This is a genomic window from Haloarcula sp. CBA1129 (assembly GCF_008729015.1).
Taxonomy (GTDB): domain Archaea; phylum Halobacteriota; class Halobacteria; order Halobacteriales; family Haloarculaceae; genus Haloarcula.
On sequence record NZ_RKSM01000001.1, the window covers coordinates 1961419 to 1984382 of the forward strand.

General features: G+C 60.8%; 28 protein-coding genes. 18 read left to right on the forward strand and 10 right to left on the reverse strand.

The window, feature by feature from the left end:
- Positions 1-82: 82 nt before the first annotated feature.
- Positions 83-793, reverse strand: coding sequence for a sugar phosphate isomerase/epimerase (locus tag Har1129_RS09795; RefSeq protein ID WP_151100472.1), 711 nt, complete (start codon positions 791-793; stop codon positions 83-85).
- Positions 794-844: 51 nt separating this feature from the next.
- On the opposite strand from Har1129_RS09795, the gene Har1129_RS09800 reads away from it, so the two are divergent.
- The 7 genes from Har1129_RS09800 (at position 845) to Har1129_RS20555 (ending at position 7750) form a co-directional block, all read left to right on the forward strand.
- A complete protein-coding gene (locus Har1129_RS09800) occupies positions 845-1189 on the forward strand; it encodes a tRNA-binding protein (protein WP_151100473.1) in 345 nt (114 codons plus the stop codon).
- A 75-nt stretch (positions 1190-1264) separates the two neighbouring features.
- Complete coding sequence (locus Har1129_RS09805; protein ID WP_151100474.1) at positions 1265-1474, forward strand: DUF3311 domain-containing protein; 210 nt, start codon at positions 1265-1267, stop codon at positions 1472-1474.
- 1 nt (position 1475) lies between these two features.
- Positions 1476-3002 (forward strand): sodium:solute symporter, encoded by a 1527-nt coding sequence (locus Har1129_RS09810; protein WP_151100475.1) that lies wholly within the window; start codon positions 1476-1478, stop codon positions 3000-3002.
- A gap of 102 nt (positions 3003-3104) precedes the next feature.
- The gene (locus Har1129_RS09815) at positions 3105-3530 is read left to right on the forward strand and encodes a DUF2892 domain-containing protein (RefSeq protein ID WP_151100476.1); all 426 of its coding nucleotides are present in this window, start codon (positions 3105-3107) and stop codon (positions 3528-3530) included.
- Positions 3531-3598: 68 nt separating this feature from the next.
- Complete coding sequence (locus Har1129_RS09820) at positions 3599-4516, forward strand: DUF6293 family protein (RefSeq protein WP_151100477.1); 918 nt, start codon at positions 3599-3601, stop codon at positions 4514-4516.
- 237 nt (positions 4517-4753) lie between these two features.
- Positions 4754-7480, forward strand: a complete 2727-nt coding sequence (locus Har1129_RS09825) for a valine--tRNA ligase (RefSeq protein WP_151100478.1) — start codon at positions 4754-4756, stop codon at positions 7478-7480.
- Positions 7481-7573: 93 nt separating this feature from the next.
- Positions 7574-7750: a hypothetical protein gene (locus Har1129_RS20555; protein ID WP_191906111.1), complete on the forward strand. Its 177-nt coding sequence runs from the start codon at positions 7574-7576 to the stop codon at positions 7748-7750.
- 32 nt (positions 7751-7782) lie between these two features.
- Here the strand turns inward: Har1129_RS20555 and Har1129_RS09830 are convergent, their stop codons facing one another.
- A complete protein-coding gene (locus tag Har1129_RS09830; RefSeq protein WP_151100479.1) occupies positions 7783-8553 on the reverse strand; it encodes a DUF1405 domain-containing protein in 771 nt (256 codons plus the stop codon).
- A gap of 166 nt (positions 8554-8719) precedes the next feature.
- Here Har1129_RS09830 and pdxS point away from each other — a divergent pair, with 166 nt between their 5' ends.
- Together pdxS and Har1129_RS09840 are read left to right on the forward strand one after the other, a co-directional pair.
- Positions 8720-9628 carry a pyridoxal 5'-phosphate synthase lyase subunit PdxS gene (gene pdxS / locus Har1129_RS09835; protein ID WP_151100480.1) on the forward strand — a complete coding sequence of 303 codons (909 nt, stop codon included), beginning with the start codon at positions 8720-8722 and terminating at the stop codon, positions 9626-9628.
- A gap of 92 nt (positions 9629-9720) precedes the next feature.
- A complete protein-coding gene (locus Har1129_RS09840; protein ID WP_151100481.1) occupies positions 9721-10944 on the forward strand; it encodes a mechanosensitive ion channel family protein in 1224 nt (407 codons plus the stop codon).
- On the opposite strand, the gene Har1129_RS09845 is transcribed toward Har1129_RS09840, so the two are convergent.
- Entirely contained in the window at positions 10945-11253 is a 309-nt protein-coding gene (locus Har1129_RS09845) for a hypothetical protein (RefSeq protein ID WP_151100482.1), read from the reverse strand.
- A gap of 215 nt (positions 11254-11468) precedes the next feature.
- On the opposite strand from Har1129_RS09845, the gene Har1129_RS09850 reads away from it, so the two are divergent.
- Both Har1129_RS09850 and Har1129_RS09855 read left to right on the forward strand, forming a co-directional pair.
- Positions 11469-12050: a DUF2150 family protein gene (locus Har1129_RS09850; RefSeq protein ID WP_151100483.1), complete on the forward strand. Its 582-nt coding sequence runs from the start codon at positions 11469-11471 to the stop codon at positions 12048-12050.
- Positions 12051-12096: 46 nt separating this feature from the next.
- The gene (locus Har1129_RS09855) at positions 12097-14094 is read left to right on the forward strand and encodes an Ig-like domain-containing protein (protein ID WP_151100484.1); all 1998 of its coding nucleotides are present in this window, start codon (positions 12097-12099) and stop codon (positions 14092-14094) included.
- 14 nt (positions 14095-14108) lie between these two features.
- Here the strand turns inward: Har1129_RS09855 and Har1129_RS09860 are convergent, their stop codons facing one another.
- Positions 14109-14858: a hypothetical protein gene (locus tag Har1129_RS09860; RefSeq protein ID WP_151100485.1), complete on the reverse strand. Its 750-nt coding sequence runs from the start codon at positions 14856-14858 to the stop codon at positions 14109-14111.
- Between the two features lie 181 nt (positions 14859-15039).
- Between Har1129_RS09860 and Har1129_RS09865 the strand changes: the two genes are divergently transcribed.
- Positions 15040-15726, forward strand: coding sequence for a hypothetical protein (locus Har1129_RS09865; protein ID WP_151100486.1), 687 nt, complete (start codon positions 15040-15042; stop codon positions 15724-15726).
- A gap of 97 nt (positions 15727-15823) precedes the next feature.
- On the forward strand, positions 15824-17161 hold the full coding sequence (hmgB, locus tag Har1129_RS09870) for a hydroxymethylglutaryl-CoA synthase (RefSeq protein WP_151100487.1): 1338 nt from the start codon (positions 15824-15826) through the stop codon (positions 17159-17161).
- A 222-nt stretch (positions 17162-17383) separates the two neighbouring features.
- Here the strand turns inward: hmgB and Har1129_RS09875 are convergent, their stop codons facing one another.
- The 3 genes from Har1129_RS09875 to Har1129_RS20560 all read right to left on the reverse strand — a co-directional run bounded on the left by Har1129_RS09875 (position 17384) and on the right by Har1129_RS20560 (position 19002).
- Positions 17384-18091: a helix-turn-helix domain-containing protein gene (locus Har1129_RS09875; RefSeq protein WP_151100488.1), complete on the reverse strand. Its 708-nt coding sequence runs from the start codon at positions 18089-18091 to the stop codon at positions 17384-17386.
- A gap of 52 nt (positions 18092-18143) precedes the next feature.
- Positions 18144-18692 carry a type IV pilin gene (locus tag Har1129_RS09880; RefSeq protein WP_151100489.1) on the reverse strand — a complete coding sequence of 183 codons (549 nt, stop codon included), beginning with the start codon at positions 18690-18692 and terminating at the stop codon, positions 18144-18146.
- 145 nt (positions 18693-18837) lie between these two features.
- On the reverse strand, positions 18838-19002 hold the full coding sequence (locus Har1129_RS20560) for a hypothetical protein (RefSeq protein WP_153552913.1): 165 nt from the start codon (positions 19000-19002) through the stop codon (positions 18838-18840).
- 128 nt (positions 19003-19130) lie between these two features.
- Here Har1129_RS20560 and Har1129_RS09885 point away from each other — a divergent pair, with 128 nt between their 5' ends.
- The 5 genes from Har1129_RS09885 to Har1129_RS09905 are packed head-to-tail and all read left to right on the forward strand — an operon-like array spanning position 19131 to position 21039.
- Entirely contained in the window at positions 19131-19400 is a 270-nt protein-coding gene (locus Har1129_RS09885; RefSeq protein WP_151100490.1) for a hypothetical protein, read from the forward strand.
- A 2-nt stretch (positions 19401-19402) separates the two neighbouring features.
- Positions 19403-19822: a hypothetical protein gene (locus Har1129_RS09890; protein WP_151100491.1), complete on the forward strand. Its 420-nt coding sequence runs from the start codon at positions 19403-19405 to the stop codon at positions 19820-19822.
- Positions 19809-20042 carry a hypothetical protein gene (locus Har1129_RS09895; RefSeq protein ID WP_151100492.1) on the forward strand — a complete coding sequence of 78 codons (234 nt, stop codon included), beginning with the start codon at positions 19809-19811 and terminating at the stop codon, positions 20040-20042. The genes Har1129_RS09890 and Har1129_RS09895 overlap by 14 nt, the downstream gene beginning before the upstream one ends.
- Positions 20039-20512, forward strand: a complete 474-nt coding sequence (locus Har1129_RS09900; protein WP_151100493.1) for a hypothetical protein — start codon at positions 20039-20041, stop codon at positions 20510-20512. Before Har1129_RS09895 ends, Har1129_RS09900 begins: the two co-directional genes overlap by 4 nt.
- A 2-nt stretch (positions 20513-20514) precedes the next feature.
- Complete coding sequence (locus Har1129_RS09905; RefSeq protein WP_151100494.1) at positions 20515-21039, forward strand: hypothetical protein; 525 nt, start codon at positions 20515-20517, stop codon at positions 21037-21039.
- A gap of 653 nt (positions 21040-21692) precedes the next feature.
- Here the strand turns inward: Har1129_RS09905 and Har1129_RS20565 are convergent.
- From Har1129_RS20565 to Har1129_RS09915, 3 genes are read right to left on the reverse strand one after another with little or no spacing between them, the layout of a single operon-like run.
- Positions 21693-21848 (reverse strand): hypothetical protein, encoded by a 156-nt coding sequence (locus Har1129_RS20565; protein WP_191906110.1) that lies wholly within the window; start codon positions 21846-21848, stop codon positions 21693-21695.
- Positions 21849-21893: 45 nt separating this feature from the next.
- Positions 21894-22511 (reverse strand): tyrosine-type recombinase/integrase, encoded by a 618-nt coding sequence (locus tag Har1129_RS09910; RefSeq protein ID WP_151100495.1) that lies wholly within the window; start codon positions 22509-22511, stop codon positions 21894-21896.
- Positions 22508-22816: a hypothetical protein gene (locus Har1129_RS09915; protein ID WP_151100496.1), complete on the reverse strand. Its 309-nt coding sequence runs from the start codon at positions 22814-22816 to the stop codon at positions 22508-22510. The genes Har1129_RS09910 and Har1129_RS09915 overlap by 4 nt, the downstream gene beginning before the upstream one ends.
- Positions 22817-22964: the final 148 nt, after the last annotated feature.

Genomic DNA, 22964 nt, shown 5'->3' on the forward strand with positions numbered 1-22964 from the left:
ACTGCATGCAGACACTGCCGCAGTTGCGCAGTGGTTCGACGCTTTCGCTGTGGCTCGCCCCACTGCCTGACAGGTCAGCAGTTCACTCCAGCAATGGACGCATGCCGTCGATACCGGACTGGATGGCGTCGACTGGATTCTCGGGGTCGTCATGTTCGAAAACGAGCCATTCGGTTCCGGCCCCGCGGGCCGCATCGACCACGGCCTGAAGCGGGACGACACCCTCGCCGAGCGCCGTCGGCTCCCCGTCCTCAGTCATATCTTTGAGGTGGACGACGGGAACGCGCCCGTCGAGTCGCCGGATCAGTGCGACAGGGTCTTGACCTGCCGCGTGCGCCCAGCCGGCGTCGAACTCGAAGCCAATCGATGTCTGGTCGACGAGCGCGTCGAAGGCGGTGCCGTCGCCGAGCGGGACAAACTCGTGGTCGTGGTTGTGATACAGCAGCGGCCGGTCGAAATCCGCCGCAAGCATGCCAAGTAGCGTCGCCGTCGACTCGATGGCGCTCTCGCTTGCGAAGTGGTCGTCGTCGAGATACGGGAGGACGAGGTACGGCGCGTCGAGCGTCCGGACCTGATTGCGAACGGTTCGAGGGTCGGACTGCAGGTCTTCCAGTTGGACGTGGACGCCAGCAATGCCGAGTCCCGTTTCGTCGAGCGCGCGCCGGGACGCACCGGGATCACCAATGCCGGCGAACTCCACGCCGTCGTAGCCGGCGGCGGCGATGCGGCCGAGCACGTCCGAGAGGCGTTCCCGGAGGTCTCGAAGCGTCCAGAGCTGTATCGCTGTTCGCATACCACCGCTGCGAACGCTGTCATAAAATAAGTGGACGTACTACCGGGGCGCATGGGATTCACGGAAACCGAAATCGACCCCGCACGGTTCCTCGAAGATGTAGAGATGCGCATCGGCGAAATCGTCAACGTCGAGCCGTTCCCCGAAGCGCGCAAGGACGTGTACAAACTCGACGTGGACTTCGGCGACGAGACGCGCCAGTCCGCGGCGGGACTGACCGACGTGTACGACCCGGAGGAACTGCTCGGTTCACAGGTCGTCGCCGTCGTCAACCTCGGCACGGTCTCTATCGCCGGCTTCGAGAGCGAGTGTCTGGTCACCGGCGTCGACAGTGAGGACGGCGTCGTCCATCTGGCCCCCGAGCGGGAGGTCGAGCCGGGGACCCGCGTGTATTGAAGAAGATAGTTCTTCAACGAGAGACGGTGAAGGTTCGTTACCCATTAGTACCGCCAGCGGCTAGTTTGTCGTAATATGAGTACGGGCAGGGCCGTCGGGTGGACAGTCGTCGCGCTCGTGTTGATGGCGCTGGCAGTCCCGTGGTTCCTCTGGGACACCAGCGGGATTGCGGCTGGACTACCTGTGTGGCTGTGGTGGCACATCGGGTGGATGGCGCTCGCGAGCGTCGTCTTCGCCGTCTTCGCGCGCACCGACTGGGGCCTCGGTGTCGAGGAGGTGGGCTGAGATGGCCGACACCGCGCTCCAGTTGGGCATCGTCGGCGCGTACATGGTCGTCGCGCTCGCGGTGGGAGCCGTTGCCTATCGGCTCACCGACCGGACCGCCGAGGACTACTACCTCGCGAGCCGAACGCTGGGCACGGTTGTCCTGCTGTTCACGACATTTGCGACGCTGCTATCGGCCTTTACCTTCTTCGGCGGCCCGAACCTCGCGTTCAGCGCCGGCCCCGAATGGATACTCGTGATGGGGCTGATGGACGGCGTCATCTTCGCCGTCCTCTGGTACGTGCTGGGGTACAAGCAGTGGCTGGTCGGCAAGCGCCACGGCTACGTCACGCTCGGAGAGATGCTGGGCGACCGGTTCGGATCGACGGCACTCCGCGTTGTCGTCGCCGCCGTGAGCCTGTTCTGGCTGTTTCCGTACGTGATGCTCCAGCAGAAGGGAGCGGGGCAGGCCATCGTCGGCCTCACGAACGGCACGGTCCCGTTCTGGGTCGGGGCCGGCGGTATCACACTGTTCATGGTTCTCTACGTCGCGCTCTCGGGGATGCGCGGCGTCGCTTGGACCGACACGCTTCAGGGATTGTTCATGCTCTCGCTGGTCTGGGTCGCCGTCGCTTGGGTCCTCTCGGCCGTCGGCGGCGCGGGTGAGGCGACGGCGCTGTTAGCAACGGAGAAGCCCGCCTTCGTCGGTCTCGGCGGCGGCCTCTACACGCCGCAGTACATCATCTCGACCGCGGTCAGCATCGCCTTCGGCGTGACGATGTTCCCCCAGATCAACCAACGCTTCTTCGCCGCCGGGTCGAAGAAGGTGCTCAAACGTACGTTCGCGCTCTGGCCGGTGCTCGTGCTCCTCCTGTTCGTGCCGGCGTTTATGCTCGGCGCGTGGGCGGCCGGCCTCGGCGTGACGGTACCGGAGGGCGGCAACGTCATCCCGGCGCTGCTGGGCGAGTACACGCCGACGTGGTTCACCGCGCTGGTCATCGCCGGCGCGATGGCCGCGATGATGTCCTCCAGCGACTCCATGCTGCTGTCGGGGTCGTCGTACCTGACGCGGGACCTCTACCGGCCGCTGACCGGCCGCGACGACGCTAGCGACGAGCGGACCGACCGCCGTGAGGGGCTTGTCGCCCGCGTCGGCGTCGTCGCCTTCGCCACGCTGTCGTTCGTTGCGAGCCTCTACACGCCGGGAACGCTGGTCCAAATCGGCGATACCGCATTCAGCGGCTTCGCACAATTGACGGTTCCCGTCGCACTCGCGCTGTACTGGCAGGGGACGACGCGCTCGGGGATGTACGCCGGCGTGGTCGGCAGTCAGGTGTTCTACGGCCTGCACGTCTTCCCGGTACTTTCGACGATTGGGGGACTGGTCGGCCTCAACATCGCCCTGCCGACGGCGTACATGGGCTGGACACCCGGCGTCGTCGGCATTCTGGTCGGCCTCGTGCTGACGGTCGCCATCTCGCTGGTGACGGCCCCCGCTGCGACCGAGAATCGCACCGCCTACGCCGTCACCGGTCTCGAAAGCGACTGAAACGCCTTCGGTCCGGGCCCGACCATTCAGCGCGACAACCACCGGACGGCAGCCATCGTCGGACATGTAAACCTACAAAAGCGTCCAGACCAATGTGTCAGTATGGACTCCGATCAAAACGTTGGCGGTCGCGACCGCCTGATCCGAGCGGTGCTGGCAGTCGTCCTGACAATCGTCTCCCTGCGCTGGCTTCGCAGCGGGAAGCGCAAGCGCGGGCTGCTGGCCGGTGTCGGCGCGCTCGGTCTGGGATTCAACGCCTCAACGGGGTACTGTGGATTCAACGACACGCTCGACATCGATACGGCGGCCGATGACGACGACGTGTTCGCGCCGAGCGACGCGGACGACGACTCGGCGACCGACGAGCCGGCCGACGTGAGCGTTGACTTCACCTCGTCCGACGATGAGGCCTCGAACGGCCACGCCAGCGGTACGCTGACCTGCGCCGTCTGTGCGGACCCCATCGTTCCCGGAGAGCGCCGCGGACCGAACGAGGACGGCGCTATCGTGCACGAGAGCTGCGAGTAACGCACCGCCACTGCGCTCAGCGGCCCGAGTCTGGTTCTTTTTATAATCACCGTCCCAGTCTTTCACGTATGCAGACCCACATCGTCCCGGTCGGGTTCGACTACGACCGGCTCATCGCGCCGCTCGTGCGCGAGCAACTCGACGTTGACCGCGTCATCCTGCTCGAAGGGGCGGTCGGCAGCGAGGCCAACGTCGAGTACTCGCGCAACCTCGCCGAGAAGCTCGAGAAGGACTACCAGAACCTGCTCGGAGCGGAAACCGAGCGATTCGTCGTCGCCGACGTGTACGACTACGACGAGGCCTTCGAGCAGGCCTTCGAACTCATCAACGCCGAACTCGATGCGGGCAGCGAGGTGTGGGTCAACGTCTCCGCGATGCCCCGAACCGTCTCGTTTGCCTTCGCGACTGCGGCCCACTCGATCATGGTCGAGCGCGAGGGCGACCGGGACCGAATCCACACCTACTACACGGTCCCCGAGAAGTATCTGGAGACTGAGCTCGCGGAGGAACTGCGCAAGCAAATCGACATGCTAGAGGACATGCGCACGGGCGAAGAAGTCGACGAGCGGGTCGACGAGCGACTCGAAACCGCACGGGACCTGCTGTCGGAGTTCGACGAGCGCGGGACGACCATCGGCGCGAAGGAGATCGACGGCTCCCACATCGTCGAACTCCCGGTCGCCTCCTTCTCGAACGTCAAGCCCTTCGAGGAGGTCATCCTCTTTACGCTCGGCGAACACGGCGAGTTCGAGTCCGTCTCCGAACTGGCCCAGCAACTGGCCCGGGACATGGGCGAGGAGTACACAGACTCATTCCGCTCGAAGGTCATCTACAACGTCGACCGGCTCGGCCCCGGCGGGAAGGGGTACATCGAGCAGGAGGATCACGGGAAATCCTACCGGACGACACTCTCGCGCATCGGGCAACTGTGGGTCCGCGCCCACTCTGCCGAGGACCGCGATCACCGCGAGCCTGACCTGCCGTAGTCAGCGCTGTGAATCTGCTGGAACGCCAGCGAAAACCGAAGTCATTAATCCTGCCGTTGGTGGAATACTACATACATGGTGCGTCGACTCGCTTCCGATCTGGTTCTCGCGCCCGTCGGTGTAGGGGCCTCCACGCCCCACACCACCTCCCCAAATCGACGCACGCACCGCCGATAACCGCGCCGATAACCGCGCCGCAGTCCGATGCGACTCGGGTGTTACACCCACAGTTAGAATATGAGTGACACACAGGACTCACCGCAGGACGAATCGACTACAGACAACTCAGAAGACGCCCTCGACGGGGAGTACGACCCTCGCGAGGTAGAGCCGGAATGGCAGGACCAGTGGGTCGCGGACAAGACCTACGCCTACGACGAGGACGCTGACACCCGCTTCACTATCGACACGCCGCCGCCGACAGTGTCCGGGAACCTCCACATGGGCCACCTCTATCAGTTCACGCTGCAGGACTTCGTCGCCCGCTACCACCGGATGGCCGACGACACCGTCTACTTCCCCTTCGGATACGACGACAACGGCATCGCCTCGGAACGCCTCACCGAGCGTGAACTCGATATTCGACATCAGGATTACCCGCGGCGGGAGTTTCAGGAGAAGTGCCGAACGGTGTGTACCGGGTTCGAGGACGAGTTCACCGAGGACGTCCAGTCGCTAGCGATTTCCATCGACTGGGACAACACCTACAAGACCATCGCGCCGGACGTCCAGCGGGTCTCCCAACTGTCCTTCCTCGACCTCTACGAGCAGGGTCGGGAGTACCGTCAGCGCGCGCCGACTATCTGGTGTCCGGACTGTGAGACGGCCATCTCACAGGTCGAACAGGAAGACAAGGACAAGCACACGAAGTTCAACGACATCGCCTTTGATCTGGTCGAGACCGGCGAGGGGCCAGCCGACGAAGATGCTACCTTCACCATCTCGACGACACGACCGGAACTCCTGCCGGCGTGTGTCGCCGTCTTCGTCCATCCCGACGACGACGAGAATCAGCACCTCGTCGGCGGTTCCGCACGGGTGCCTATCTTCGAGCAGGAGGTCCCCGTCATCGCCGACGAGCGCGTCGACATGGAGACCGGCAGCGGTATCGTGATGTGCTGTACCTTCGGCGACCAGAACGACATCGAGTGGTATCAGGCGCATGACCTACCGCTGCGACTGGCCATCGACGAGTCCGCGACAATGACCGATGTGGCCGGCGAGTACGAGGGGATGCACACCACCGAGGCCCGCGAGGCCATCATCGAGGACCTCGACGAAGAGGGGGCGCTGCTTGAGAGCCGCGACCACGACCACACCGTGCAGGTCCACGAGCGCTGCGAGGAAGAGGTCGAGTACCTCGTCACCGAGCAGTGGTACATCGAACTGCTCGACAAGAAGGAGGAGTACATCGAGGCGGGCCGCCAGATGGAGTGGTTCCCCGAGAAGATGGCGACCCGCTACGAGCACTGGATCGAAGGGCTCGAATGGGACTGGTGTATCTCCCGCCAGCGCGACTCCGGTATCCCGATTCCGGTGTGGTACTGCGACGACTGCGGCGAACCCGTGATGGCCGAGCGCGAGCAGTTGCCGGTCGATCCGCTGTCGGACGACCCGCCGGCTGAGAGCTGTCCGCACTGTGGCCACGACTCGCTGACGCCCGAGGAGGACGTGTTCGACACGTGGGCGACATCGTCACTAACGCCGCTCGTGAATGCCGGGTGGGACTGGGACAGCGACGCCGGAGAGTTCACCTGGGACAACCCCGAGCTGTACCCGTTCGACCTTCGCCCGCAGGGTCACGACATCATCTCCTTCTGGCTGTTCCACACCGTCGTCAAGTGCTACGAGCACACCGGCGAGGTGCCCTTCGAGAACGTGATGATAAACGGGATGGTGCTGGACGAGAACCGCGAGGCGATGTCCAAATCGAAGGGCAACGTCATCCCGCCCAGCGAGGTCCTGGCGGAGTTCCCGGTCGACGCCACGCGCTACTGGGCCGCCGGTACTTCCATCGGCGACGACTTCCCGTACAAGGAGGGCGATCTGGAGGCCGGCGAACGGCTCCTCCAGAAGCTCTGGAACGCCTCCCGGCTGGTCGACCAGCTCACGCCGGCGAGCAAGCCCGACGAACCTGAAGACCTTGCGGCGGTCGACGAGTGGCTGCTGGCCGAACTGGACGCGACCGTGGAATCGGTCACGACGAAGTTCGAGGAGTACGAGTTCTCGAAGGCCCGGAACGAGCTCCGGTCCTTTTTCTGGAACACGTTCTGTGACGACTACCTCGAAATCGCCAAGCAACGACTCAGCGACGGCGGCGACGTCTCGACGGAGTTCACGCTTCTGGAGGCCCACCGGACCTTCCTCCAGCTGTTCGCGCCGTTCCTGCCCCACATCACGGAGGAGCTGTGGGAGCGGTGCTATAGCGAGAGCGAGGCGCAACGCGCCTCGGAACAATCGAGCGGACAGGGTCCGCGAGACGAGGATCGCTCCATCCACACGACGGACTGGCCGACGGCGGGCGGCTACGACGCAGACCTCGAAGCGGGCGAGACGGCCATGGAGGTCGTCTCCGCGCTCCGGCGCTACAAGACCGAGAACGGCCTGCCGCTGAACGCCGACCTCGACCACGTCGAGGTGTTCGGCCACATCGCCGGCTTCGAGGACGCCGTCGCCGAGGCGATGCACGTCGCCCAGCTGGACACCTACGACGAGGCCCCGGACATCACGACCGAGGTCAGCGGCATCGACCTCGACTACTCCATCGTCGGTCCCGAGTTCGGCAGTGAAGTCGGCGCTATCGACGCCGCTATCGAGGACGGCGACTACGAGGTCGACGGCGACACGCTGCAGGTCGCCGGCGTCGAACTCGACGACGAGATGTTCACCGTCGAGGAGTCCCGGACCTACTCCGGCGAGGGCGAGATGACCGAAACCGAAAGCGCCGTCGTCGTCGTTCGGTAAGCTCGGCGCGTTTTTCCGATCGCAGAAGCATCGGGTTCGCACCCATCGCCGCGACCAGTAGCATGAAGACCTGCGGGGCCGGTGGTTTGAACCATGCAAACGGAGGAGGCCATTCGGGACCGTATCGAGGCGCTGCAAGCGGAGTACGACAAACACGACCCGCCCTCGACCGAGCTGGAAGACGAGGCCGAGGTCGCCATTTTGCGCGCCATCGAGGAACTGGAATGGGTCCTCAAAGAGCGCGAGGCCGAGGACGGTTTCACGACCTGAGCGGCCGCACTACCGGTGCAGGACAGCGGTGGTCACGCCTGCCGTTTCACTTTCTCTACGCGTGTGGCCAGTGCCAGAAACGTCGCCAGGAGCGTCAACACGACTGCCCAGCCGGCCGCGAGGTCGTGGGCGAGTACCGTGTGGTCGAACCCGCCGGCGGCGACCAGCGGCTCGGCCCGCAGCCAAGTGTGGTGTGGCCCATCGAGAACTGGGACGAAGTAGTCCACGATATCATTGAAGCCGTACCAGCCGACGGCGACCGCGACGGAGGCGACCGAAAAGCTCGCGTAGCGGTGGATGAGAAATGCTTCGGCGGCCATCGCCAGATGGCTCAGAACTAGGAACCAGTAGAGCCACAGCGGAATCCCGCCGGGGCCGTTGAGGACGAGCTGGACGTACGGCGTCCAGAGGCCGAGCTTGATACAGCCGAAGAAGCCGAGCATGTGGAGCCACTGTACATCCCAGTCGAGCCGCCACGCCACCAGCGAGAGCCCGATGAACATCGTCGCGACGGGCGAGTCCGGAATCAGCGGATAAGCGGCAAGCGGGGCCGCGCCGAGTTGCCCCTCCACGAGCGGCGGGGCCGTGTTCAGCGGTCGGCCGGCGTAGTACCAGAAGCCAAACAGCGTGCCGACCAGATTGACGAGCGCGATGGGCCAAGCGAGTCGGAGCCCGGCATTTTCCAGCCACGCCGGTAGCGGCGCGACGTACCGCGGGAGCCCCTCGGCGTCGGGGAGCCGCCGGCTGAACACCCGCGCGACAGCCGCGTCGATGCGCCCGCCGACACTCTCGTCGGTAGCCATGTCGGTGCAGTGGGGAGACGCGATGAAAACGGTAGTGGTCTCAGCCCCGTCCACTGAGGAATATCGCTGCCACTGGCCCGATAGCAGTCCCCTCGCAGACGGGTCAAACGGCGTTCTGTCCCTCGAAAGGACACGCGTTAAGTAAATCCAGTCCTAAGCCGAAGTAATGAGTGAAGAGACCGACCTCGAGGACCTCCGTCGCGGGACTGACCTCGTCAAGCGCGGCTTCGCGAAGATGCAGAAAGGCGGCGTCATCATGGACGTCGTCAACCGCGAACAGGCTCGAATCGCCGAAGACGCCGGCGCAGTCGCCGTAATGCACTTGGAGTCGGTGCCGGCCGACATCCGCAAGCGCGGCGGCGTCGCCCGGATGGCCGACCCCGGCAAGCTCGAAGAGGTCATCGAGGAAGTGTCAGTTCCGGTGATGGGCAAGGCCCGCATCGGCCACACCGCCGAGGCCCAGATTCTGGAAGCCGCTGGCGCGGACATGGTCGATGAGTCCGAAGTGCTGACACAGGCCGACGACCGCTACCACATCGACAAGCGCGAGTTCACCGCGCCGTTCGTCTGCGGGGCGCGGAACCTCGCCGAAGCGCTGCGCCGTATCGACGAGGGCGCGGCGATGATTCGCACAAAGGGCGAGGCAGGCACCGGTGACGTGAACCAAGCTGTCACGCATCAGCGGAACATCCAGCGCGCTATCGGCAAGCTCGAAGGGATGGCCTACGAGGAACGCGACGAGTGGGCCCGCGAACACGGTGCTCCCCGGCGGCTCGTCCACGAGACGGCGGACCGCGGCCGACTCCCGGTCGTCAATTTCGCGGCCGGCGGCATCGCGACGCCCGCTGACGCCGCACTGATGATGCAACACGGCTGTGACGGCATCTTCGTCGGCTCGGGCATCTTCGGCGCGGAGAACCCGCAGGCGATGGGCGAGTCCATCGTCGCAGCGGTCAACAACTACGACGACCCTGAGCAACTCAAGGAAATCGCGAAGAACCCCGGCAAAGGGATGAAGGGGCAGGCGAACGCGGACCTAGATGACGAAGAGCAACTGCAGGGCCGCGGCGTCTAACAGGGGCCGCGCCAGTCCTTTTTGCTTCGGTATCAGACACCTTACAGACGACCGTTCAAAGACGAAGACACAAGTTCCTACGGTGGCGATAGGTGGCTGTGCAGGGGACGGCTACGCCCACGCCAGCGGCCAGCGACACCGGTGAAGGGCTTCTGGAACTCTTTACCGTGTTACAGCGGTCGCTGGAACAGTTGGTCGCGACGCAGGGGCGACTCGTCGCGACGGTCATCCTCTTGGTCGTCCTGCTTTTCAGCGTCGTCGCCGTTCCCGCGGCCCTCTCCCGGTTGCGGGCCGTCGCCGCGGACCGGACCGGCGACTGGGTGCAGGTTATGGCGGACTACACGCCGACGACCATCCGGGGCGTGTTTCTCCGGATCGCCCAGTTCTCGATGGTCGTTCTCGTCGTCATTTCGTTTCTCATCGTCTGGGGGATCTTCGATGTCGTCCAGACGGTGGGCCCGTACCTCGACGGGAGCGATCAGTCAGTACTGGCGACGATACAAACGGTCGTCCTCGTCATGCTGGCCTTTGTCCTGTCCGACCAGATGCAGCGATGGATCAGCCGGTTCAGCCAAGCCGTTACTGGCTTCACTGAGCATCAGGAGGAGATTCTCCTCCGACTGGGGCAGGTCACTGTGTTCGTCACCATCGGCGCGACAGTGTTCGCCGTCTGGGGTATCGACCTCAGTGGCCTGCTTGTCGGGGCCGGGTTCCTCGGTATCGTCGTCGGTCTGGCCGCCAGACAGACGCTCGGGTCGCTTATTGCCGGCTTCGTCCTGATGTTCTCCCGCCCGTTCACTATCGGCGACTGGGTACTCATCGGCGAGCAGGAGGGTATCGTGACGGATATCACTATCTTCAATACGCGGCTGGAGAACTTCGACGGCGAGTTTGTCATCATTCCGAACGACCGCGTGAGCGACCGCGCGGTGACAAACCGCAGCCGAAAGGGGCTGTTGCGCCTCACAGTCGACATCGGTGTGGACTACGACACCGACGTAGACCGGGCGATGGATCTCGCTCGCGAGGCGATGGCCGACATCGAACACGTCGTCGATTCGCCGACGCCGGACGTCGTCCCGAAAGACTTCGGCGACTCCGCTGTAGTGATGGAACTCCGGTTCTGGATCGACCACCCGACGCCACCGCGGAAGTGGCGCGCTATCTCGGCGGTCGTCCGGGGTGTGAAAGCCACCTTCGACGAGGAAGGCATCTCGATTCCGTTCCCCCAGCGGACTCTCTCGAACCGTGTGGACACAGCGGATGGCGAGTCGCCGGAGCACGGCGTGGAGATGCGTCCGGACGGCGACGGCTGACTACAGGTCGAGGCCGTCGAGCAGGAGTCCCAGCCCGAGAACCCAGCATCCCAGTGCGGTTCCGAGCGTGCTGACGTAGAACAGCCGGGAAAGCCCCTGTCCTGCTGTCAGTCCCCCGTTCATCGCTGCGGTCGCGGAGTCGGTCGCGGCCGGGAGCGACCCGGCGATGAAAACCATACCGACGAATGCACCGATGGCGACAGGCAGCAGCATGGTGACAATCGCCAGACCGGCACGTTCGGCCAGCGCGGCGACTGTAGCCGGGTCGAGGGATCGGCCGTACGTCGGGACCGGCTGTCGCTGTGACATGCTAGTTCATAACATAGGAAGCTGGCATAAAAGTGCGTTCCCCCGACCGGGACTGTGACGTGTGTTCGCAGCGCATAGGCAATTCGACAATCACTACAGAACAGCAGTTTTGGGTGCTAAAAGGGGCGTTCGCTGTTTTGTTTGGGCGGTAGGGACATCGTGGCGGAGCGGTCGCCGGTCGAAACTACTATCCCCAACGGGACGAACGGAGTGATATGAGCACTCCGCCGGGGGAGTATTACACCGAAGAACGCTGGCAGAACTGGCTAGACCGTATCGAGGAAGAGGAAGTCGACCCTGAAGACGAGGATTCGGCGCGACTCCTGTTGAACCTCCAAGACGATGCCGCGATTGCGGTCGCGAAGATTCTCACCGACTACGAGGACGGTGACCTCGACGAGGAGACGACCATCGACGAACTCACCGGCGTCCGGGAAATCGTTCTCGACGACATCGACATCAACGACGAGGAGACCGTGATGCTGATCGACGGCGTCCAGACCTCGCTGCTGTGCGTGTTCTACGCGGCCGAGGAGTTCGTTGCTGAAGGGGCCGCAGACGACGCGACCATCACGGACTACATCGAGGCCGCCGCGGACGCAGAGGCGGAAGAAGACCTCGATGCGGCGCTGGGCTACTGTGTGCAGGCCGGCACGCAGATCATCGGCGGGTCGGAGCTCCCGATGGAGGTCGCCGAGGACCTCGAATACGGGCTCGTCTCCGAGTGGGTCAATGGACTCGATAGTCTACAGACCGCGATGAGCGACCCGGAAGTCGTCGAAGAAGACGAGAGTTGATAATTCGGCAGTCAGGTTTTTACCGCCGTCTCCGCAACTCATCGGCATGACTTTCACGGGCGATGAGCGTGCGCAGTCAGTACAGGTCGGAGCTGTGCTGCTGTTCGGTGTGCTTATCATCGCCTTCTCTTCGTATCAGGCGTTTGCCGTCCCAGAGCAAAACCGAGAGGTGGAGTTCAACCACAACCAGCAGGTCCAGACACAGCTACAGGACCTGCGAAACGCCATCGTCTCTGTTCCGGGACAGTCGAGTCGGCAAGCCGTCTCGGTCCAGTTGGGAGCGCGGTATCCGAGTCGGCTGGTGGCGACGAATCCCGGGCCGCCGTCGGGGTTGCTGTACACGGACGGAACCAGCAACGAATCGCAGAACCTCACGGTTCGTAACGCCGAAGCGCGCAACCCCGAGACGGCAGATTACTGGAGCGGGACCACACCGCAGCACTACAACACGGGAGCTATCGCCTACAAGCCGGAATACAACGTCTACGGGGAGGCCCCAGAAACCGTCTACGAGCATTCGGTCGTCTACAACCAGTTCCGTGAGGGCAACATCACGCTCTCGGAACAGGCGATGGTCGACGGCCGCGACATCACACTGGTCACAGTCAATGGGTCGATGAGCCGCTCAGCAAGCGATTCGGTTACGGTTGATGTGAAGCCGACATCGCAGTCGTCCCGAACGGTCCGTGTCACGAACGCGACTGGAACAGCGAACGTCTCAGTGTCGTTTCTCACCAGACTTCCGGCGTCGGAATGGGAAGTACTTCTCGAAGATCAAATCGACCCGAACCCGGGTGACAAGAGCAACGACCGGTATGTTGCGAACGTCATAGAGGCCGAGGGACCCGGCTCGCTCTACAACGTCACTATCGTTTTCGAGCGGGGATCGACGTACCGCCTGAAGATGGCGAAAGCGGGCGTCGGCACTCGTGTGACTTCTGAGAGTGAGGCGTACCTCACCACTGTCGGCAGTGAGAATATTACGGTCGCAAAGGGTGACAGTGAAGAGATAGTGCTGGAGGTCCGGGACGCGTACAACAACCCCGTAAGCGGCGTCACAGTCAACGGTTCAGTTGACGGGAATAACGCGGGGTCGCTTACCACAGACACAGAATCGTCCGACAATGACGGTCGCGTCAAGTTCGTCTACGAGGCAAGCCAGTCGACGGCAACTGGAACAGCCACTGTCCAGTTCAGCCTCGATGAGATCAACGGTTCGTTCGACGGCGAGACCCCAGAAGACGTCTCAGTGCCGGTGACGGTGACGGAAGCGAATCAAGGGTCCGGTGGCGGGTCCGGCAACAGTGGCCTCATCTACAACGAGGACGCCGTTGCCCTCGACAGTAACGGAGACATCGATGGCGGCGTCCAATTTAGTGCCACCAACGAACTAGGCGAGACTATCACAATAACGACAGTGACAGTCGATCCAGTGGACGAAAATATAGACTATCTGAGCGACACGTACAGCAATGACCGCGACCCGGCGCCACAGGAGAACGAACTGTACATTGAAGCGGATACTGACGGCTACACTGACTTCGGTGGTGGGACAGACGTTCCACGCATCATCGATGTCGATGACGAGAGTCGTTCCGTGTCCGGACCGAATCCGGTCATGGCCGACGGCTCGGTTGCGACGTTTCACTTGTTCGAGTTTGGTAACGGCGTCGACGAGGTGAACATGGACGGGGAAAGCGTCACCATAACCGTGACCTACGAACTGTCGAGTGGCGGTACCGACTCGAAGATGTTCACGGTCACTCCCGGCGGCGCGAACACGAACGCGCAACCGAACGCCGACTTCACGATAACCTCCAACGGGGGGGAATCAAACGACAAGTGGGACTTCGACGCTAGCCCGTCCAGTGACCCGCAGGGAGACATCGCTGTCTACGAGTGGGACCTCGATGGCGACGGTATCTTCGACGATGGGAGCGGCCAGAGATTAGAGAAGAGAACCGTGTCCTCTGGCACGATAGTGTCGCTCCGCGTCGTCGACTCGGAAGGGAACGCCGACACCATCCGAAAAGAGGTGCCGTAACTGCGCCCAGTCCCTCAGCAGAGATTCACAGTGATATAGACGACACCGTTAGCGGTCGCCGCGCCGACGCCGATGTGGTTCGCGTTCGCTATGTACAGCGTATCGCGGGGGCCGGAGAGGTCAAACCAGTGGTCGGCGACGGCGTTGGCCGTCCGGGTCGCGTTCGCGCCGTTGGGGTCGATGCTCGTGACGAGTTCGAGGTCGGTCACCGGACGGATGTACGCATTCCCTTCGTGGCGGAGGCGACACTGTTCGGACAGTCCGGCGGCCGCGTACCGGTCTGTCGTGTCTGACCCATTTGCAATCGGGGAGGCAAGCCCCTGTGCGGCCATGCGCACGCTGTGGTTGCCGGCCATGGCTGACAGCTTCTGTCCTGTTTTGGTCTCATCCGAGAGGGAGCCGTCGAAGGCGTCGCTGGCAACTGGGTTGCCGCGTCGGTCGTTGATTGCCGCGACAAGCCGGTTTTCGAGGCGCTCCGTATCGACAACTGGGCCCGAGTCCCCCGGTGGAGTCTGTACCGCGTCCGGCGTCGGGGTAGGTTCCACGGACTGCGTCACTCCGGCCGCAGTCTTCTCACCATGTGGCGTGTCGGGCGACGCACTGTCTGCGTGAGGCGTCGCTGCCGGCGACGCTTCCGCGGATTCCATCGGCGCTGGCTGGGTCGCGTCTGCGCCAAGTGTCCCCTCGACGGCGACACCTGCGAGTCCCGAGACACTGAGTGCCGCCAGCACTACCAATCCGAATGTGATGACCGATCTGTTCATATGAAACGTTCCTGTACCGTTCCGAGAACTGATATCTGAGGTATACTTCTCTCGGAACTGACTCGAACGGCGTAGATTCGGCTCTCTCCCCACAAATATGTTTGGACGGTATCGGTGGTCCGATTACCAGCGACGAAAACCCGCCCGTAAACATCTTTACTGTGGGTGAGTGTGCTGAGATATGGGTGACCTGTCGCGGCGCGGCTTCGGGGCCTCGATTCTCGCCGCGCTCTCCGCCGGCTGTCTCGGGAGTCGACCTGAACAGGAAGCCGAGACGACACCAGTCCCGGAACTGACAGCGTCACGACGGACTGTTGCAACTGACCGTGTCGATACTACCTCGACGCCAGCGGCAGATGGTGCTGCTACTCCGGCGAACACTTCAACAGCACAGCGCGCCGAGGCGTCGCAGACGAACAACTCTACGGAAACGTCGGCACGTCTGCAGGTCGAAACCGAGACACCGACGCCGACGCCCGAGCCGAACCACCGGTCGGTCGATACGACATTCCGGCTGGAGGAAAACGAGTACGAAGATTTCACAGTTGACGCGACTGGCCAGACGACGCTTACTTACGACCTCATCGTTCGGCGTGGCCCGGCTGTGGATGTCATCCTGTTCACCGAAGAAGAGTACCGGGCGTTCCAGAGCCGCTACCGGGCCCGGTACGCTGATGAGGTGTCGCGGTTCCACGAGACGAACATCCCCGACAACCGGATTACCATCGGGCCGGGAACGTATCGACTCGTGGTGAACAACACCGACTGGTCGCGTGCCGTTCCGTCACCGAGTGAACCGTACGACAGTCTCGAAGGCGAATGCATGGTCGATTTCTCGTTTAGTACGGAACCGGCGACCAGCGAGTAGCGGTCTTACAGAGAGTTCGCGTCCCATCGGAGGATAATAGACAATCGTCGAAAGACCAGTCGACAAACCCATATACATCCACACTGACGCTAGAGTCATGACTGCTGTCGGTATCGACGCCATGGAGATCTGGACCGGGAAGCTCAAACTCGACCTCGCTGAGACGTTCGCGCCGGCTCAGGGAGATGATCCGGGCAAGTACACGAAGGGCCTTGGCCTGCGCGCGTCGTCGTTCCCGGACGTGTACGAGGACATCGTCACGATGGGGGCGAACGCGGCCCATCGCCTGATGGAGCGCAAGGGGCTGACACCCGAAGACATCGGCCGCATTGACGTGGCGACTGAGAGTGCTTTCGACAACTCAAAGCCCGTCTCGACGTACATCGCGGGCTGTCTCGAACAGGTGTACGATGAGAACTTCCACCACGCCAACAAGGGCGAGCGGAAGTTCGCCTGTATCTCCGGGACACAGAGCCTCGACGACGCCTACAACTGGATCCGTGCCGGACGGAACCGCGGTCGGGCCGCGCTCGTCATCGCGACCGACACCGCACTGTATGCCCGTGACGACCCCGGCGAGGCCACGCAGGGGGCCGGCGCGGTGGCGATGCTCGTTGACGAAGACCCGAATCTGGTCGAGTTGTCGACCGAGCAGGGATACGGCAGTGCCGACGAGACAGACTTCCTCAAACCGAACCAGCAGTTCCCGTCCGTTGACGGGAAGCGCTCGGTGAACGTCTACCTCGCTCGCATGCGCGAGGCGCTTGAGGACTTCGCTGAGGTGGCCGGCGACATCCACCCCGGCGACTACGAGATGATTCCGTTCCACACGCCGTTCCCGGGCATGGTCCGGAAGGCCGCCGCGCTTGGCTACCGCCACATCATCCGCGGTACCGACGTGGGCGATCTGATGGCCGAGGAAATCGGCCACCAGCCAATGCGCGCGGATTTCGAGACCGACGACGAGTTCCACGCGGCTATCAAGGAGTACACGGATGCGCTCACTGAAACCGAGCGCTATCAGGACTGGTACGCCAACAGCATCGACCCGACGCTTGCGATTTCACGCGAGGTCGGGAACTGGTACACTGGCTCCGTCCACATCGCCCGCGCTGCAGGCCTGAAACACGCCCGCGAGAACGGACTAGATCTGGACGAGGCCCGATTGTTAGTTGCCTCCTACGGGTCCGGCGCACAGGCAGAGGTCCACGCCGAGACTATTGTCCCCGGTTGGGAGGAAGAAATCGGCGCGCTCAACATTGACGAGCAGATCCGGAACCGCTACGAACTCACCTTTGCGGAGTACGAACAGGTCCACGACGTCCATAATCACGAGACTGAGACCGATGTCGAGGAGTTCACCGCACCCGAAAACGAGTTCGCCTTCGACGGCTGGGGGCGGATGGGTGAGCGGAAGTATCGGTACGTGGAATAGCGAGGGGCGCGAACGAAGTGAGCGGCCCTCGAACCGAAGCGGCGACCGAAGGGAGCCGTGGAGAATAGCGAGAGCCCGAGCAAAGCGAGGGCTCTCGGATAGCGAACGGGGAGCGTAGCGACCCGTGAGTAGTGAGAGGCTTCGTTTCACTCGGCCTCTCGGATCGAAGGGGCGGGCGCGTTACTTTTGAGACAGGCGTCAATACGAGCGTGCACTCGACAGTCAGGGAAGGTTTCGAAGACCGCCCAGCAGTTCCTCCAGATCGGTATCGGTAATCGCCAGCGAAAAGTCGTCGATGCGGGCGAGGTCCTGTGCGTGCTCCCAGACGGCTTCATCGTCAAGCCCATGCAGGATAACCGCGTTGGGCGTCGGTGAGACGACGCGGAGCGCGACCAGCGGGGACTCGCCGCGGGTGACGTTGGTGAACACGAGCGCGCGGTTTGTCGACTGGCCGTATAGCTGGTAGAACTCGTCCGAAGAGAGGCGCGTGATGGCGGCGATGGAGTTGATGACGGTGTGACCCGCGACGGTGTCCTGACTGCCCCGGAATAGCTCTTCGGCACCGATAGCGTCGTAGACGCGCTCGACGCCGACGTTGGCGGAGTATTCTCGGAGGTCATGGACCACGTCGCTGTCGAACCCGGCGGAGAGCACGCGGGCGTGCTGGCGGATGTGGTCGCCGCCACGGTTCTCGTCGATGTCGAGCAGTGCGACGACGAGACGTCTGACAACGCCGATACCGGGGTTGTCACGGCGGCCGCTCTCGTAGTCGGAGACGACAGACGGAGAGACGTCAAGTTCGTCAGCGAGCTCGGTCTGTGCAACGTCGAAGTCAGTGCGCCACTTCCGCAGGGTCGCCCCTGGGTCGTCGCTCAGTGCCACCTCACCCGCCATTTTTTCCGCGAGGTCATCGCGTGCGCCCCCTGCCATTAGTTCACACGCTGGAGGGTCGCGAATAAAAGGGTATCGGAACCACGGGCACTTACCGCCGAGCGGTCAGTTCGACCGCAGCAAGGACGCCGTTCGAAGGGGTGTGAATGACACGCACTGCGATGGGATCGCCCGGGTCGACAGTGCCACCGCCGGCGTTCAACTGGAAAGTGATGACCCGGCCCGCCGACCACCGCTGGCCGCCGTTGGCGATGACGCCGCCGACACAGTAGTCGTAGACGACGTTGTCCGGGTCGTCGGTATTGCTCGCTGACAGTGCCGTGCCGGAAACTGGTAGGTCGACGACGCGGGCGTCGCTGTCCGGCAGTGCAACAGCGACTTCCAGTTCGTCGGCTGGGACCGGGTCGCCGCCGGCGTGTCGAATCGTCACCGTGTTCGCGCCGCATCCACCCGACGGGCCAGTCACGAACTTTCCTGTCGAGCGGGCGACGGTCGGCGTCTGATGGCCCAGATCAGGGGTCGCACTGAGCGCAACCCCGCCGACTGTCGCAGCCAAGAGGACGGTGATCGAGAGCATGAGGACCACGCCGATGACGGGACTGACGCCGCGACAGTGCTGATCGGGGCTCTGTAGGACCACTGGTGTCACGCTCTATGTCCCGCCTTGTCTCAAAAACCCCAGCAGTGGACCGATACCGCTCCGCAATCCCTAAACGCCGGTCGCGCCAATCAGGACCCAATGGATTGGACGGAGAAATAGTTAAAATCACACCCATATTATGCCACTACTCGTCATCATCAGTCACGAGATCGTTCCGGTCGATGTAGTCCTCAACAGATAATCGTATGAAGTCGCTGAGGTTCTGTACTCGTGGTTCGTTTTCCAGCGCCTGTTCCCATCTCTCTTTTTGCTCGTCGTCTATTCTGAGGCTGATCGTAGGACTGCTCATCGTATAGCGTGCGTATTAGTAGAGGCGTATATCTTATGACCGCTTTCTGGGTATCGAATGTATATACGCTGTGGGGTCAAAAGATATACGTATGCTTCGGCACTATAGTACGGTAGAGGTTTTCCAGATTGCCCGATAGCACCACCGAGGACGTAGAGGAGAAGGTGGAAGAGTTGGAGAACAAAGTAGAACGGTTGGAGGATCGGACGAACGGGAAGAACCAGATCGAGATTAGCTCCCATGATCTGAGTGTTCAAGCCAGTAGCGAGGAGGCGAGTATGGAGGAGTTGATGGATCTCTGTAGTGATGAGATGGATCGTATCTCGAAGCGTGCGCTCGTGGGAGAGTATCAGGAATTGGAGCGAGAAGGTCTCCACTCGCAGCTTTTCGGTGATTAACAATGTTCGGGCTTAGAGACTCCGACGATACCCAAGAAGAAGAGGAAGATGAGTGTCTGAATCTGCCGATTCAGGTGACTACGATGCTGATCGAGCGAGATGTGAAGGAGGCTAACGAGAACATCGATATACTCAATCACGAGTATGATTGGCAGGTCTACCGCCTCCCTGTTCCCGGTGAAGATCAAATCCCTACTCTGGGTCAGTTGAGGGAGATTGACGAGGATCTTCGTCGGTTGTACAACAAGGTCTCTGAACAGCGCCCGCTGGACACTACTGAACGGCGTCGGATCATCCGTGCCCGTCAGTCCGTTCAGGAGTTGATCGACTTCTATCTCTATTTCGATCAGATCACTGAGCCTGTGGAAGAGTCGTCTGCTGGTTCTGACGACGAAGGAGGTGTTCCCAGTGCCTCGGTCTGATGCTATTCAGAACTTCAATGACGGGATTTCAGCATATCAGAACGTCCTCCACAGTGCTGGTGTCCATCTGAATCCTCTGACCAATCCCACTCGGGAAGCGATTGATGAGCGCATGAACCAGATCGAGCGAGCGAAAGAGAACACGACTCACCCGGAGAGGATGCAGAAACTGAACAGGCTCAGGAACTACCTGCTGGAAATCAACTACGAAACCCAATGAACCGCCGAAATTACCTCAAGTCGATGGCCGCTGTACCGTTCACTCCTACCCTCGTCCCTGAGTTTGGTAAGAACGAGCCTGATTCCAAGGAAGGGATGAGCGGTGTGTGGAAGCGCCGAGTTGACGAGGGCATAGTAATCACCACAGAAGGAGAGAAAGAGTATCAGACGTACACTGAATGGCGTCGAGCAGCTGCTTCTGAGGCTCGGCAGTCCAGTCATAATCTGATTGCGACCCTATTCGATTTCGAATTGATTTCGATTCAGACGGACGAAGACAGGTGGCGCAGCCATTGGGCGCACGATTGCGGTCTTGAAGCTACTATTCGTGAGGATACGACTGAAGAAGTGGGATACGAGATGGTCGTTACTCACGTAGCTGAAAAGTGGGAAGAACACCGGCACTACGCTTCTGACAGCCAGATTGCTATCGCTAATAAGGCGATGCAGGAGCGTGACGAGTATCTATGAATATGGAACGAAGGGAATTCACCAAAGCAGTTGCATCGCTCCCGGTCGCCCCTTCAGTACCGAGTTTTGGTAAGAACGAACCTGAAAAAGACTCTCGAACCCACGGTGAAGAGGATGAATTCTGGGAGATCTCTTCGGCGTGGTTTCAGAAGCACGATCATGGCGATCTGACTCTCGTGAAGAATGGCGAGGTCGAACACCGATGGAAGTATGAAGACTACGAGATGTGGCGAAAGGCTACTCTCCTCAACTCTCGTTTCGTCGCTGACAGTGGAAACCAGCAGACGGAGTATGTCGCTGACCTGTTTTCGATGAATATCCACGAGATCTACGTCGATCCTCCGTATTTCTCGGTTACATTCCGTGGAGAATCCAGCGAGGCCCATATCCAGCAAGGCAAGTATTCCGAGGATGAGTATGTCTATTCCGTAGAGAAGCACGATGATGAAGCTCTTCGGGGCGTCGATGGTGGTGCGGATTCGATAGAAGAAGTGATCTCCGAGGTTGGTGAATTCATCCGTGACTGAATCGTTGGTCAACGAATACCAGATGTGGACTTGTGGTGAGTATCGAGTAGTTGTCGGTCTCCGTCACGGAATCGCTTTATTCGCCCGCTGCCCGTGTCCTAAGAGCAATCTGAGTGAAGAAATAGAAGTCAACGAGTGGGGCTACAAAACGTGGTCTTGGGAGTCGTCGTACTGTGTTCACACAGTAACTGTGCTGGCTCACTACTACGCTGAACATGCGAGAAAAGACCTTGAAACGGAGCGGATCAATGCGTAGGCGTAGCTACCTCTCTTCAGTCGCTTCGCTGCCTCTGGTTCCAGTTTTATCTAATCTGACCACGAACCGGAATCTCATAGAGACTCGGAAAATGTGCCCGCCTGCACGCAACCACGATCAATTCATTTCTACTGATTACTGGTACACTATCAATTCGAACGGGCATTCAGAGCGCACCTCCGATGAAAATGAAGTAGATCGTGTAGTGTATGTCGCCATCAGAAAAGAGTCGTCTGTAGATGCTACAGAGCTACTCCCGCCTGTAGAATTCGATCACTTGGAATACGACGTGTACTTCAACTTGATCACAGAGGAGGATAGACTTCTGGTCGCACAACGGGGTCTCGTGAGTCCGTCTGTTGTCGATTAGTCTTTGTCTCGTTCTACATCAACAGATTCAGTCATAATCTTCTACCACCTCTTCTACATCCTCAGCAGAGAAGTCGCCTTCTAAGCGTGCTATTTCTCCGGCTTCTTCGTGATGTATTACCAGTACGTCACCCTCGTTAGATACGATGAAAGACGTATCTTCGATAATTTCCATATTGTTCATAGCTTGTCAAATACAACGTTAGAATAGAGTAAAGGAGTTAGCCCGCTACCGTTCTTGGTAGTGTTCATAGATCCGTTCCGTTGTTGCAATTGAACGGTGTCGGAGTCGGTTCCGAACGTCAATCAATCGAGTATCAGGATCTTGGAGCATGTATGAGGCGAGGCTGTGCCTGAGTGCGTGAGGGTGCATCTCTGATGGGTCTGCTGGCTCTCCATCCGAACGTCGAGGAGATACGTCGGCTTCCACGGCAAGCCTTCTAATAACGTTCCTGATGGATTCTGTAGTCATCTGTTCTGACTGCCTCGATGGGAATACATATTCACTATCCTGAGCCTGCCACCAGTCGCTGTTGAAGTACCTCTTGAGCAGTCGTTCGGTTCCGAATAGGCCGTAGGGATCGATCTCCATACGAGCAGAACTCGGAGAGGCGTCTGTTGGGTACTTCTTCTGGATATCAGCTGGAAGGAGTAGGTGTCCTTCATCGAACCGGAAGTGACTGCGCTTCAGCTGATTCAGTTCTCCAACTCGAAGCCCAAAGTCAGATGCTGCAACGACCAGTACTTCGTTTCGGTCAGCGAGGTTTCCTCCGATATCGTGGGCGGCGTCTCTCATCTGGTCGATTTGATCGACTGTGACTCGTCGGTGGATTGTTTGCTCGCTCATATTCTTCTATCACCCCATCTTTCTCGACCTCTGTATACAATATATGAGAGAACGATTCCGTACACGAACCCGACGTATAGTGGATCTGTAAGCGTGTATGCGAACCTGTGCGCTCCCATCAGAATATCTGGTATCGTCGCTAATATTCTGGAAAGCACCCATACTATTCCACCACCAACGACTATCGTACCTGCTATAATGATCAGTACGCCAAATCCTGCAATCAAATAGTCTACCCAGTCTTCTAACTCAGCGTCTTCACTCATCTCGATCACGAGCCTGTCGGCTCTTTCGGTCGTTCTCATCGTCTTCGTCGTCCTCGCCGCTGTTCTTAGCAGCAGAGATCAGGAAGGCAGCGATGAATAGGCCACCAAGTATGACCTTTAGAAGTGGATATAGCTCGATCATGAGCCATCACCTCCAGACTCGTCAACCTCTACAACTCCAACTACT